Below are 12,642 nucleotides of genomic sequence, written 5' to 3'. Positions count from 1 at the left end.
TCCCGTTGAATTGGATTATGTTTAGAAAGCATATTAATCACCTCAAGCATTGTATTACTTCTATTTTAAATCAAAAAAGACTCCCGACAAGTACGATTTTCATCGAGTTTGTCGACAGTCTGAAATCCCCATTCGGGGATTTTTTTAATATCACTCGGCTGCTTGCGATTAATGCAGCGGGAAGACGTCCAAAATGGTACCAGTCTCCGCATCGGCAATGAACTCATACTGCTCAGCTTCCTCACCGGAAAATCTTGAAATGCCGCCCTTATAAACCTGATATTTCAAATGTCCCTTTTCATAAGGTTCAGCTTTCATTTGAATCCATGATCCGCTTATCGGACCTTCCTGCTTAAATGCATCCTTTGCGTTAGCTAAAGCTTTTTCCGGGGAAACAGAAGTTTTCTGCGAAAGCAATTCCCTTGCTGCATATCCGCTTGCCAAACCAACTCCTACACCTAAAATAAAAGATTTCCAATTCATATTTGCACCCCCCAATGTTGATGATATAAACAATTTATTATTAAAATTTTCTGTTTTCCAATCTATCTTACCAAAAATAGGCTGGAACTAAAATTAATATAGCATTTCGTCAGTCGAAATTTCTTGTCTGAAATGGTGGAAAGACGTATGAAAGTTCTGTAAAATAAAATTATACATAACTGCAATAGACAATATAAAGATTGAAAAAGGAGAAGAATAGATGAACGAAAATACTTTGCAGCTTTTTAAAACATTGACAGAGTTGCCGGGGGCACCTGGAAACGAGCATTTAGTCCGGAAATTCATGCGAGAACAAATCAGCCAATATACAGATGAAGTTGTTCAGGATAAGCTGGGAGGCATCTTTGGAGTTAAAAGAGGCGATGAAAGCGGTCCGACTGTAATGGTAGCAGGACATATGGATGAAGTGGGATTTATGGTAACCAGCATTACAGATAATGGAATGATCCGTTTTCAACCACTTGGAGGCTGGTGGAGCCAGGTTTTGCTTGCACAAAGAGTACAAATTATAACAGATCACGGATCTGTCACAGGAGTTATCGGTTCCATTCCTCCGCATCTGTTAGACGAAGCCAAGCGCTCAAAACCGATGGAAATAAAGAATATGCTGATTGACATTGGGGCGGATGACCGTGAAGATGCCAAAAGAATAGGCATTAGGCCAGGACAGCAAATTCTGCCGATTTGTCCATTCACACCAATGGCAAATGAAAAGAAAATTTTGGCGAAAGCCTGGGATAACCGTTACGGATGCGGCTTGGCTGTGGAGCTTTTAGAGCAAGTTCAGAATGAAACTCTTCCTAATATCCTTTTTTCAGGAGCAACAGTTCAGGAAGAGGTTGGCTTAAGAGGTGCGCAGACAGCAGCTAATATGATCAATCCTGATATTTTCTTTGCTTTGGATGCAAGCCCTGCCAATGATATGACCGGGGACAAAAACGAGTTCGGGCACTTAGGCAAAGGGGCTTTGCTGCGGATATTGGATCGTTCAATGGTAACACACCGGGGCATGAGGGAATTTGTACTGGATACAGCCGAATCGAATAACATCCCATATCAGTATTTCGTTTCACAGGGCGGAACAGACGCCGGAAAAGTTCATATATCCAACGAAGGTGTTCCAAGTGCTGTAATCGGCATTTGCTCCCGCTATATTCATACACATGCATCCATCGTGCATGTCGACGATTATGCAGCGGCAAAAGAATTGCTTGTTAAACTTGTAAAGTCTTGTGACCGTTCAACAGTAGAAACCATCCGTCAAAACAGTTAATCAGACGAGACAGCAAAAGCTGTCTCTTTTTTCCTGTCAAAAGAAAGGAGCATTTATGAAAATTCTCATTGGTTCAAAAAATCCTGCAAAGATTTCGGCAGTACAGGCTGCCTTTAGTGAATATGAAGCTGTCATCATGTCCGAAGATGTGCCATCAGGAGTGGCTGATCAGCCGTTTTCGGATGAAGAAACCATTAAAGGGGCCATCAACAGAGCTTATGGAGCACTTGAAATATCTGAAGGACAAATCGGCATTGGGTTAGAGGGCGGTGTGCAAAAAACAGAATATGGTCTTTTTCTCTGTAACTGGGGGGCTCTGGCGGAAAAAGGGCAGCCTCCAATTATTGCAGGCGGAGCCAGGATCCCTCTTCCTGTAGCAGTTGCAGAAAGGCTATTGGCTGGGGAAGAACTTGGCCCTATCATGGATGATTACGCACAAAAAGCAAACGTCCGTAAAAATGAAGGAGCAGTTGGGATATTTACAAGTGGGCAGATTGACCGTGCTGCCATGTTCTCGCATGTCATGAAGCTTCTTATCGGGCAATATGAATATAGAAAAAGGGGTTAGCAAGCTAACCCTCTGCTTCTATTCGATTTCAAAGATGTACGATAAAACTTTCATTGCCTGGCTTACAGTTTCAACAGTAACATTTGCTTTGCTTGAAAGCTCTTTTAGAGGATGGTGAAGTGCCTTTGGACGGATAAGGATCAGCGGCTTACCAAGGGTGACAGCTGCGCTTGCATCCATAGCGGTGTTCCATTGCTTGTACTTCTCACCAAATAATGCAATAACCAGATCTGATTTTTGCATTAGAAGCTGTGTTCTTAAGTTATTAATACCTGAAGCAGCTTCATCCCGAAGTATGGCATCCGGCTGCGTCCCGAGAATTTCCTCTCCAATCATGTCAGAACGGTCATGATTTTCCATGGGACCTGTAAAATGAACTGGCAGCTGTAGTAATTTTGATTTTTCCTTTATTTCATTCCGCCAATTGGAATGTATTTCGCCTGCTAAATAGACGGTTATTTCCATTCTTTTTCCTCCTTTATGCAATATTCTTATATTTTAACATTTCTTCTAGGAAGTAACGCAATGAAAAGGCTGCCAATCCTGATATGAAGGGTTGTCAGACTATTGAGAAGAAATGTATGATAGGTAAGGATATGAGAATCCAGCAAGGAGGGGACAATAGAATGAGTAAAAGATTCACTGTAGCCTTGCTCTTATTTATTTCATTTATACTGCTCAGTGCCTGTTCAGCATCGTTGGAAGAAGAGCAAATCGCCGCAAAGAATGCTGCAGAGGAAGCATTTAACCAATCACCTGAAAAGACAAATCATAAGTTTGAAGATATAGAATATTATTTGCCTTTCGGCTATGAAGTAGAAGAGGAAAGCCCCAATAACATCATCCTAAAAAATGGATCGAAACGATATATCCTTTTTTACAATCAGCATGAAGGTCCGGACAGCAGGGTTGTTTACGATGCTACTTTAAAGCAGAAAGATGAATTTGAAGTTAAAGAGACGTTTACAAAAAAGGGCCATAATGGCTTCCTATTAATCAACAGCGGAAAAAAAGACGAACATGAATTGGTCGTCGGGATTGGCGGCGTAAAATTATCAACGCAGGCTAAAACCAGAAACTTATCCTCTGACGCCGCAGCGATGATGGAAATAGCCAATTCTGTTCAAATGAATAACTAAAGCGAGGGGCGCTGCCCTTCGTTTTTTATTTTGCCTTTATTTATATTGTTATAATAGAAAGCCCCTATTAAAAGAACAATAAGAATATAGAAGATTTTATATTACAAGTGTCTTTACATATGTTATCTTATAAATGCGGAACTTTTATATAGGAGGAAAATTATGAGGAATTTCCTGAATCGTAAAGGGGTTACCCTTTCAGCTAAGGTTTATTTCATAGATGCCCTGAGCAGTATGGCGCTGGGCTTGTTTGCTTCGCTGATCATTGGGCTGATTATTAAGACAATTGGAGAACAGACTGATATTAAATATTTGCAAGATATGGGCATTTTGGCTATGGGGCTGATGGGCCCTGCAATTGGAGTGGCAGTTGCATACGGACTGAATGCTCCCCCGCTGGTTGTCTTTTCAGCCATTGCAAGCGGGGCTGCCGGGGCGGCGCTCGGAGGCCCGGCAGGGAGCTTCGCTGCAGCCCTTATTTCCACGGAACTTGGAAAATTGGTCAGTAAGGAAACTAAAGTGGATATTATTGTAACACCGCTTGTTACCATCGCATCAGGTTATATTGTTTCTACATTTATTGGCCCTGGAATTGACTTTGGAATGAAAAGCTTTGGCAGCCTGATCATGTGGGGAACCGAACAAAGGCCGATTCTCATGGGCATCATTGTCGCGGTATTAATGGGACTTGCCCTGACAGCTCCAATCTCTTCAGCTGCCATTGCGCTTATGCTTGATCTGCACGGAGTTGCAGCAGGAGCTGCCACAATCGGCTGTGCAGCACAAATGGTCGGTTTCGCTGTGAGCAGCTACAGGGAAAATAAAATGGGCGGTTTAGTTGCGATAGGAATTGGAACATCTATGCTTCAGGTGCCCAATATTATTAGAAACCCGCGCATCCTTATTCCACCTACCATCGCAGGAGCGATTCTCGCACCGTTTGGCACGACCATCTGGCTAATGGAAAATAATGCTGCAGGGGCGGGAATGGGCACAAGCGGACTTGTTGGCCAGATTATGACATTTACCACGATGGGCTTTGGCCCGAACGTTTGGATGAAGGTCATCATCTTGCATATTATTGGACCCGCTCTCATCAGCCTGATATTATCTGAATATATGAGGAAAAAAGGCTGGATCCAATTTGGAGACATGCATATCAGCACAGGGGGCGTAAGGAAATGAAAAAATTAGAATCAATTGAGCAATTTAACGAGATGCGCAGCAGCGGGAAACACATTTTCATGTTTTCAGCAGACTGGTGTCCTGATTGCCGGGTGATTGAACCGGTATTGCCTGAAGTTGAAGCAAAATATAGTGACTATAATTTCGTTTATGTAGACCGCGATCAATTCATTGATCTTTGCATTGAGCTCGATGTCTTTGGCATTCCTAGCTTTATTGGATACAGGGATGGCAAGGAGCTCGGCCGCTTTGTCAGCAAAGACCGCAAAACTCAGGAAGAAATCGAGAACTTCATTAAAACTCTTGAAAACTAGGCCTGGAAATTATTTAATAAAGTCAGCTTCAGTGCATGCCCCCTCAATTTGCAGTGGCGGGCAAGACACTTCCGCTAATAAGCCCTCCTGCATCTTTTTTGAGCAGGAGGGTTTATTAGTGTAAAATGATAGTCGGAAATCAATCCCCAAAGGAGGGGCTTATATATGAAAATGGATAGCAGAAAAATGAAAAATGAATTAGAGCAGCGCTTAGCAAAAGAGAACCGGACTTTCTCTTTTGACAGGGAAAAAGATCAGCTTAGAATAGAAAATAAGGACACTGGAAAAGGTATTACCATCTCTTTGCCTGGTATTATAGCTAAATGGCAGGAACAAAAGGAAAAGGCGATTGACGAAGTCGTTTATTATGTAGAGGAAGGCCTGGAAGCAATGGTGGAGGATGCTCATTTATCCGGCCATGAAAAAAACATTTTTCCAGTCATTCGATCAACTTCTTTTCCGGGTGAATCACAGGAAGGTGTTCCTTTTCTGACAGATGAACATACTGCTGAAACCCGAATATACTATGCTCTTGACCTAGGTAAAACGTATCGCCTTATTGATGCACAGCTAATGGAAAAAGAGGGCTGGGATCCGGAAAGAATTAAAGAAACGGCTCTCTTTAATGTAAGATCTCTCTCGACCGATATGAAATCGGATACTGTAGCAGGCAATACTTTCTATTTCTTAAATAAGAATGATGGATATGATGCAAGCAGGATACTGAATGATTCGTTCATTAAAGAAATGAGCAGGAAAGCAGAAGGAACCATGGCAGTGGCAGTTCCGCATCAGGATGTATTAATTATTGCTGATATTAAAAATGAAACAGGCTATGACGTTCTCGCCCAGATGACTATGAGTTTCTTTGCGAGCGGCAGAGTGCCCATCACTTCCCTTTCATTTCTATACGAAAATGGAGAGTTTGAACCCATATTTATTTTGGGTAAGAATAAAAAGAAATAGCTTTTATAGGCCACATCAATGTGGTCTTTTTTATTGGCTGTTTTCGTAAGGTTTTTTGCAAATTGCATATTATTTACTGAGTTGTTTGGAAAACTTGCCGACCCATTATGAAAAAAGTGATTAAACCCCCAGGAGAGATAATGTATTTTCGAAATATATAACAATCAATTATTTCTATATAATATTGTGAAGGCTGTTTTCGCAAAGTTTGTTGCTATTTATATTATATTTACTGAGTTGATTGTAGTGGAAGGTGCGAGATCCTCGAAAATGCATTCACATTCTCTTCGTGCGGTGTTTACTCAAGGTAGCCTATTCAACGTCCTACGGGAGTAGCGGGACAGGTGAGACCCCACAGACGCGCAGCGTCGAGGATGCTCACCGCCATCCCGTGGTTCGCTGAGCATCCTCTCACTGCAATCAACGGACAACATTGATAAGCGAAAAACAACAATTTATACGAAAAGAGCCTTTAGTAAGAGCCTTTAGAAAGAGCCATTGAGAAAAAGTCAGCTGCCTGTACAAATGAATTATGAACCTACCCTGAGTCGAAAGTATGTCAGTAGCTCTTTGTTTGTTTGTAAATTTACCCATTCTGTCTTTAAAAGGACTCATTCTCGGATTTCTTATTCAAAATCTGTGAATAACTGCTAAAATAATAGAGATAGTCTAACAAAGTTTTTGATAGAAAGAGTTGATATAAATGAGCTGGATTAAAAAACTGTTCCATATGTTTAAAGATAATGATGAGGAATATGAGGAATTTGAAGATCATGCGGATGAACGAAACCAGGAGAAACAGCCTGCTTCTCAAAGTACAAAAGAAAGTTCAAGAGATGTAGATGCTAAAGTAGTTTATCAATATCCTAAAGGCCAATTCCGTTTTCCAGTCATACCTGACCATGAAGCAGCACGGGAAAACAAGAGGCAGCAAAAGAAGGAGCATACACGCGGGCAGACGGTTAAAGAAACATCTGAAAAACGGCAGCCGAGGGTAAGAGAAACGGAGCGGAAGAGAAAACCAGCAGATTCTCCATTTCATGAAAAAAGGGTGCCCCGTTCCGCAGAAAGAGAGCGGCAAAAAAAGACTGCGCCATCACCTGCAAGTGAAGAAAAAATCCTGACCCGCAACGAAAGAGATGCTGCCAATAAGAAAAGGCCGTTCCAGCCGACAGAAATTCCATCCCCAATTTATGGGTTTAAGAGACCAGGTTCAAAGACGCCTAAGGAACAATCCGGGAGCGGGGAACAGGAAAATAGCCGCAGGGAAATTACATACGATGAGGTTATGCGCAAAATTCAGCAGACTCCTCCTAACCGGCCAAAGATGACTGCGGCTGATTCGCAAAAAGAAATAGAAACCATCTTTCCCGCTAAGGTGGAAGCTTTGCAGAGACAGGCTGCTGTTCCGGAAGCTGAGGAGTCGGCAGCAAACAAATATAAAATAGGTGAATCCTCTGAATTAATGTTTGAAGTTCAGGAGGAAAACCAAGAGAAAGAATCCCGTGAAGTAGAAACACATGCAGCATGGGAGGATGCGCTGGAACCTGACAGCCATCCCGGTTCTTCGACACCATCCGGCAATGAGTTCTCAAACCATGAAAAGAGCATTAAGTTTGAAGAAAAACCTGAAGTAAGCAGATCGCTCTCAAATTTGATTGAAGAGGCTCTTCATGAAGAAGAAGAAACAGAAGCTTACACAGAAGAATATACAGAAGACACAGCACTTTCCGGACGGGATGATTTGAATTCTAATGCGATCACTGAACCAGAGGATGAAGAGGTCCCAGAGAAGAGTCAATTAATCCAGGATATGAACATAGAATCAGAGAATGAAGAGTTATCAAATCCAGTGCAGGAAAAAAGTGTTCAAGAAGAAAAGCCTTCTTCTAGAGGGTCAATCCCATTCAATGTCATTATGCTGAACAATGACAGAAAAAAATTGAACCATCAGGGGAAAGAATCAAACCCGGCAGAAGAAAAAAAAAATAATATCGCGATGTTTCCATCTGAAAGCATCCAGCAGTCTGCTGCTTCAGCAGAAAGAATTGAGGATTACACGACTTCGGAACAGAAGATAAATCAGGAAGAAGATGACATTTCTTATTATCAATTCCCGTCGCGGACATTACTGACACCACCGGTAATCATGGATGAAGAATCTGATTGGCTTTACGAGCAGGAACAGATGCTAAACTCCACCCTGCAGAACTTCAATGTCAGGGCAAGGGTTGTCAATGTTACGCAGGGACCTTCTGTCACCAGATTTGAAGTGCAGCCTGAGCCAGGGGTCAAGGTTAATAAAATAACGAACCTCTCGGATGATATCAAGCTTAGTCTGGCAGCAAGGGATATTAGGATCGAGGCACCAATTCCCGGAAAGCATACAATCGGCATTGAGGTTCCAAACCAGAGCAGCCGTCCAGTATTTATCAGTGAAATCATTAACACCCCTGAGTTCCAGAATGGCAGCTCCCCATTGACGGCTGTGCTTGGATTGGATATCTCAGGAAAGCCGATTGTGACAGATTTAAGGAAAATGCCCCACGGTCTAATTGCCGGTGCAACGGGATCAGGAAAGAGCGTCTGTATCAACACGATCCTGGTAAGCCTTTTGTATAAGGCGAGTCCTGATGAATTAAAGCTTCTCCTGATTGACCCAAAAATGGTCGAACTTGCACCATATAATCGAATCCCTCATTTAGTCAGCCCGGTTATTACCGATGTAAAAGCAGCAACAGCTGCCCTAAAGTGGGCTGTAGAGGAAATGGAACGGAGATATGAATTATTTGCACATGCAGGTGTGCGGGATATAAACCGTTTTAATGAGCTGGCTGAAGAGCATAAGCAATATTCAGAGAAGCTTCCATTTATGGTCATTGTGATTGATGAACTGGCAGACCTGATGATGATGGCGCCTGCCGATGTGGAAGAAGCCATTTGCCGGATTGCACAGAAAGCCCGTGCATGCGGGATGCATCTGATTATCGCAACCCAGCGGCCTTCCGTAGATGTCATTACCGGACTAATCAAAGCGAATGTGCCAACAAGGGTTGCATTCTCTGTGTCATCCCAAATTGATTCAAGAACAATCATCGATATAAGCGGAGCGGAAAAGCTCTTGGGCCGGGGAGATATGCTTTTCCTTGAAAATGGATCCTCAAAGCCGGTAAGACTCCAGGGGACATTTGTTTCAGACAAAGAAATTGATGATGTTGTAGCCCATGTACGCAGGGAACAAGAACCTGATTACTTATTTGAGCAGGAAGAGCTTCTGAAGAAAGCCCAAGCCATTGAAGAAGAGGATGAACTGTTTTTTGAAGCATGCGAGTTTGTTGTTGATCAGGGCTCAGCTTCCACTTCAAGTCTGCAAAGAAGATTTAAAATAGGCTATAATAGGGCAGCCAGGCTGATTGATATGATGGAAAAACAAGGATTCATTTCAGAAAATAAAGGCAGTAAACCGAGGGATGTCCTTATTACTGCGGTTGATCTTGAATCCATACAAGACACTAGTACATTAAATTAATCCATGGTATTCTTTACTTGCATGTTTAAAATAATATGAATAACTACTACGATAACGAAGAAAGCATTCATAAGCCGGCGACCTGCCTGCTTAGCGGCCTGCTCCTTGCAACGCCAAGTCTTCAGGCAAGCCTGCTTTCTTTCATGTTTGTAAGGAGCTTGGGATGAAAGAGATTGAAATGAAGGTTAAGGGAGAAATAAAGCGTCTGACAAACCAGACTTTTAAATTTGATGAACGTGTAAGAGATGGCTGGTTCTCAGCGGTTTACTTTCTAAAGACCAGAGAGATTGTTAAGAAATATCACGTTGATAAAATTGTAACTATGCAGTTTTTTCAAAAGAGTCATGCCGTTCTATGCGGTACGGATGAAGTCATTGCGCTGTTAAAAACATTTGCCGACCGTCCGGATGATCTGGAAATTCATTCATTAAAAGATGGTGACAAGATTTCACCCTTTGAAACAGTAATGACCATAACAGGACGATATCAGGATTTCGGCTATCTCGAAGGAATCATTGACGGCATATTGGCCAGAAGAACCTCGGTTGCCACAAATGTCTATAATGTCGTAAAAGCGGCTGGGGTTTCGGGTGTTCAAAAACAGGTCATCTTCATGGGGGACCGGGATGATCATTATACCACCCAGGCAGGTGATGGATATGCAGCCTATATTGGGGGAGCAACAGCCCAGGCAACACATGCTATGAACGAATGGTGGGGCAAAAAGGGCATGGGTACAATGCCACATGCACTGATTCAAATGTTTGAGGGAGATATCGTCGCGGCTGCTGAAGCTTATCAGGAGACGTTTCCTGAAGACGATTTAGTTGCTCTGGTAGATTATAATAATGATGCAATCACTGATTCCCTGAAAGTCGCCAGAGCTTTCGGCGATGAACTTAAAGGTGTCCGGGTTGACACATCCAGAACAATGATTGATCAATATTTCTTGAGAAATCAGCATATCCTGGGAACATTTGATCCGCGTGGAGTCAATGCTGAACTGATCTTTGCTCTTAGAAAAGCGCTGGATGACGAGGGCTTTGGCCATGTGAAGATTGTGGTGAGCGGAGGCTTCACCGAATCTCGAATCCATGATTTTGAAGAAAAAGGTGTTCCAGTTGACACTTATGGTGTAGGAAGCAGTCTTCTTAATATTAACATTGGATTCACGGGAGATAATGTGATGATAGACGGCAAGCACGCAGCAAAGGCAGGACGCCGTTACCGCCCGAACCCCCGCCTTGAAAGAGTTGAATAACAGAGCAATACTTTTAATTTGATATGGAAGGTTCACTCCCTTTTTCGTAAAGCTTAACAGCTTCCAGGCCGGAATAGAGAGCCTTCCTGATACCCAATTTTTATATGTAATGTTTTAGGAATAAAGAGCTGGCAATACGTTACATAGTTTTTAAAATCGATTAATGATATAATGTTTCAATACATTAAAGTGTAAATTTATCGCAGTCTAACGGGCAGTAAGACCCCCACTTCAAGACTCAGAGGAATCAAAGGAGGATAAGTGGGGGTCAAACTGCCCGTAAAGGCCCGATTGGTTCAACTAACAATCAGGGGGGGATAAGGAAAACCCCCACTGATTGAAGTTTCACTTTATATAAATAACAGCGAAACAGCATAGCATCACAGTCACGGAAGTATGTCTTCTCAGGGGATATGCGCAAAACTATATATATGTCATATACTGTTTTACAGATATACGATGGTTGGAGGTTCTTTATATGACTATTTACCATTTCGTAGGTATAAAGGGGTCCGGAATGAGTGCATTGGCACAAGTTCTGCATGATATGAACTATCAGGTTCAAGGCTCCGATTTTGAGAAACACTTTTTTACGCAGGTGGCACTTGAAAAATCTGGAATAAAGATCCTTCCCTTTCAAAAGGAAAATATACAGCCGGGCATGACGGTAATCGCCGGGAATGCATATCCGGACACGCATGAAGAGATTGAGGAAGCAATGAAGCTTGGCTTGCCTGTTGTGCGCTATCACCGCTTCTTAGGTGATTTTATGAAGAATTTCACAAGCGTTGCAGTGACAGGAGCACATGGAAAAACATCCACTACAGGCTTGCTTGCACATGTTATGAGAGGTGCAAAACCAACTTCATTCCTTATTGGAGACGGTACGGGCAAAGGAGACGAAGAAGCTGAGTATTTTGTTTTTGAAGCTTGCGAATACAGAAGACACTTCCTTTCCTATTACCCGGATTATGCAATAATGACGAACATCGATTTCGACCACCCTGACTACTTTGCCAATGTTGAAGATGTTTTCTCAGCTTTTCAGGAGATGTCTTGGCAAGTGAATAAGGGCATTTTTGCATGCGGTGATGACGAACAGCTGCAAAAAATACAGGCTAAAGTGCCTGTCGTATTTTACGGTTTCGGAGAAGAAAATGATTTCCAGGCACGCAATGTTGTTAAGACTACTGAAGGGACAACATTTGACGTTTTTGTACGCAATACCTTTTATGAGACCTTTTCAATTGCTGCCTATGGAGATCATAACGTCCTGAACTCTTTAGCTGTCATCGCTTTATGTCATTATGAAGAGATTGATGCAAAGATTGTTCAGGAACAGCTTCTTTCTTTTGAAGGGGTGAAAAGAAGATTCTCCGAGAAGAAAGTGGGCTCTCAGGTTATTATAGATGATTATGCCCACCATCCGACAGAAATTAAGGCAACTGTAGAAGCTACCAGACAAAAGTATCCCGAAAAGGAAGTTGTCGCTGTTTTCCAGCCTCATACATTTACGAGGACTCAGGCATTTCTTGAGGATTTTGCATCAAGCCTCAATCTGGCTGACAAAGTTTATCTATGTGAAATTTTTGGCTCCGCCCGGGAAAACCATGGAAAACTCACGATTAATGATTTAAAGGATAAAATTCCTAATGCACAAATTTTAAATGAGGAAGAAACAGCTATCCTAAGAAATCATGAAGAAAGTGTAATTATTTTTATGGGTGCAGGAGATATCCAAAAGTTCCAGCAGGCATACGAAAACCAAATATAATTTATAAAAAAGAGGCTGGGACAAAACCCACCTCTGAAATGAAAAAGCCGGTGACATTTTACGACGAGTAAAATGTCACCGGCTTTGATTGTTTTTGAGAAAAATAAGGACCACTTCTGATACAATTAA

12 protein-coding genes are annotated in these 12,642 nt (G+C 42.2%); 10 read left to right on the top strand and 2 right to left on the bottom strand.

Annotation, left to right across the window (positions count from 1 at the left end; translation table 11 throughout):
• Positions 1-168 precede the first annotated feature (168 nt).
• Positions 169-483 carry a PepSY domain-containing protein gene (locus M3205_RS23865; RefSeq protein WP_251172159.1) on the bottom strand — a complete coding sequence of 105 codons (315 nt, stop codon included), beginning with the start codon at positions 481-483 and terminating at the stop codon, positions 169-171.
• A gap of 220 nt (positions 484-703) precedes the next feature.
• Here M3205_RS23865 and M3205_RS23860 point away from each other — a divergent pair, with 220 nt between their 5' ends.
• The gene (locus M3205_RS23860) at positions 704-1,777 is read left to right on the top strand and encodes a M42 family metallopeptidase (RefSeq protein WP_251172158.1); all 1,074 of its coding nucleotides are present in this window, start codon (positions 704-706) and stop codon (positions 1,775-1,777) included.
• Between the two features lie 55 nt (positions 1,778-1,832).
• Positions 1,833-2,345 (top strand): DUF84 family protein, encoded by a 513-nt coding sequence (locus M3205_RS23855; protein WP_251172157.1) that lies wholly within the window; start codon positions 1,833-1,835, stop codon positions 2,343-2,345.
• Between the two features lie 18 nt (positions 2,346-2,363).
• On the opposite strand, the gene M3205_RS23850 is transcribed toward M3205_RS23855, so the two are convergent.
• Entirely contained in the window at positions 2,364-2,810 is a 447-nt protein-coding gene (locus tag M3205_RS23850; protein ID WP_251172156.1) for a YtoQ family protein, read from the bottom strand.
• A gap of 161 nt (positions 2,811-2,971) precedes the next feature.
• On the opposite strand from M3205_RS23850, the gene M3205_RS23845 reads away from it, so the two are divergent.
• The 8 genes from M3205_RS23845 (at position 2,972) to murC (ending at position 12,513) form a co-directional block, all read left to right on the top strand.
• A complete protein-coding gene (locus M3205_RS23845; RefSeq protein WP_251172155.1) occupies positions 2,972-3,484 on the top strand; it encodes a hypothetical protein in 513 nt (170 codons plus the stop codon).
• Between the two features lie 162 nt (positions 3,485-3,646).
• Complete coding sequence (locus M3205_RS23840; protein ID WP_251172154.1) at positions 3,647-4,669, top strand: PTS sugar transporter subunit IIC; 1,023 nt, start codon at positions 3,647-3,649, stop codon at positions 4,667-4,669.
• On the top strand, positions 4,666-4,983 hold the full coding sequence (locus M3205_RS23835; RefSeq protein ID WP_251172153.1) for a thioredoxin family protein: 318 nt from the start codon (positions 4,666-4,668) through the stop codon (positions 4,981-4,983). The genes M3205_RS23840 and M3205_RS23835 overlap by 4 nt, the downstream gene beginning before the upstream one ends.
• 165 nt (positions 4,984-5,148) lie before the next feature.
• Entirely contained in the window at positions 5,149-5,949 is an 801-nt protein-coding gene (locus tag M3205_RS23830; RefSeq protein ID WP_095244838.1) for a DUF1444 domain-containing protein, read from the top strand.
• A 703-nt stretch (positions 5,950-6,652) separates the two neighbouring features.
• On the top strand, positions 6,653-9,478 hold the full coding sequence (locus M3205_RS23825; RefSeq protein ID WP_251172152.1) for a DNA translocase FtsK: 2,826 nt from the start codon (positions 6,653-6,655) through the stop codon (positions 9,476-9,478).
• A 35-nt stretch (positions 9,479-9,513) separates the two neighbouring features.
• Entirely contained in the window at positions 9,514-9,645 is a 132-nt protein-coding gene (locus M3205_RS25720) for a hypothetical protein (RefSeq protein ID WP_285886935.1), read from the top strand.
• A complete protein-coding gene (locus tag M3205_RS23820) occupies positions 9,642-10,739 on the top strand; it encodes a nicotinate phosphoribosyltransferase (protein WP_251172151.1) in 1,098 nt (365 codons plus the stop codon). The genes M3205_RS25720 and M3205_RS23820 overlap by 4 nt, the downstream gene beginning before the upstream one ends.
• Positions 10,740-11,217: 478 nt before the next feature.
• A complete protein-coding gene (murC, locus tag M3205_RS23815) occupies positions 11,218-12,513 on the top strand; it encodes a UDP-N-acetylmuramate--L-alanine ligase (RefSeq protein WP_251172150.1) in 1,296 nt (431 codons plus the stop codon).
• Positions 12,514-12,642 lie beyond the last annotated feature (129 nt).

The organism is Cytobacillus firmus (assembly GCF_023715565.1).
Taxonomy (GTDB): domain Bacteria; phylum Bacillota; class Bacilli; order Bacillales; family Cytobacillaceae; genus Cytobacillus; species Cytobacillus firmus_C.
Note: the sequence above shows the minus strand (reverse complement) of the source record. Positions and strands in the feature narration are given on the sequence as shown.

Excerpts from the sequence above, each read along its gene's own strand:
- murC (WP_251172150.1), top strand. The coding sequence starts at position 11,218 with ATGACTATTTACCATTTCGTAGGTATAAAGGGGTCCGGAATGAGTGCA.
- M3205_RS23860 (WP_251172158.1), top strand. The coding sequence starts at position 704 with ATGAACGAAAATACTTTGCAGCTTTTTAAAACATTGACAGAGTTGCCG.
- M3205_RS23865 (WP_251172159.1), bottom strand. The coding sequence starts at position 483 with ATGAATTGGAAATCTTTTATTTTAGGTGTAGGAGTTGGTTTGGCAAGC.
- M3205_RS23840 (WP_251172154.1), top strand. The coding sequence starts at position 3,647 with ATGAGGAATTTCCTGAATCGTAAAGGGGTTACCCTTTCAGCTAAGGTT.
- M3205_RS23855 (WP_251172157.1), top strand. The coding sequence starts at position 1,833 with ATGAAAATTCTCATTGGTTCAAAAAATCCTGCAAAGATTTCGGCAGTA.
- M3205_RS23835 (WP_251172153.1), top strand. The coding sequence starts at position 4,666 with ATGAAAAAATTAGAATCAATTGAGCAATTTAACGAGATGCGCAGCAGC.
- M3205_RS23820 (WP_251172151.1), top strand. The coding sequence starts at position 9,642 with ATGAAAGAGATTGAAATGAAGGTTAAGGGAGAAATAAAGCGTCTGACA.
- M3205_RS23830 (WP_095244838.1), top strand. The coding sequence starts at position 5,149 with ATGAAAATGGATAGCAGAAAAATGAAAAATGAATTAGAGCAGCGCTTA.
- M3205_RS23845 (WP_251172155.1), top strand. The coding sequence starts at position 2,972 with ATGAGTAAAAGATTCACTGTAGCCTTGCTCTTATTTATTTCATTTATA.
- M3205_RS23825 (WP_251172152.1), top strand. The coding sequence starts at position 6,653 with ATGAGCTGGATTAAAAAACTGTTCCATATGTTTAAAGATAATGATGAG.
- M3205_RS23850 (WP_251172156.1), bottom strand. The coding sequence starts at position 2,810 with ATGGAAATAACCGTCTATTTAGCAGGCGAAATACATTCCAATTGGCGG.
- M3205_RS25720 (WP_285886935.1), top strand. The coding sequence starts at position 9,514 with ATGAATAACTACTACGATAACGAAGAAAGCATTCATAAGCCGGCGACC.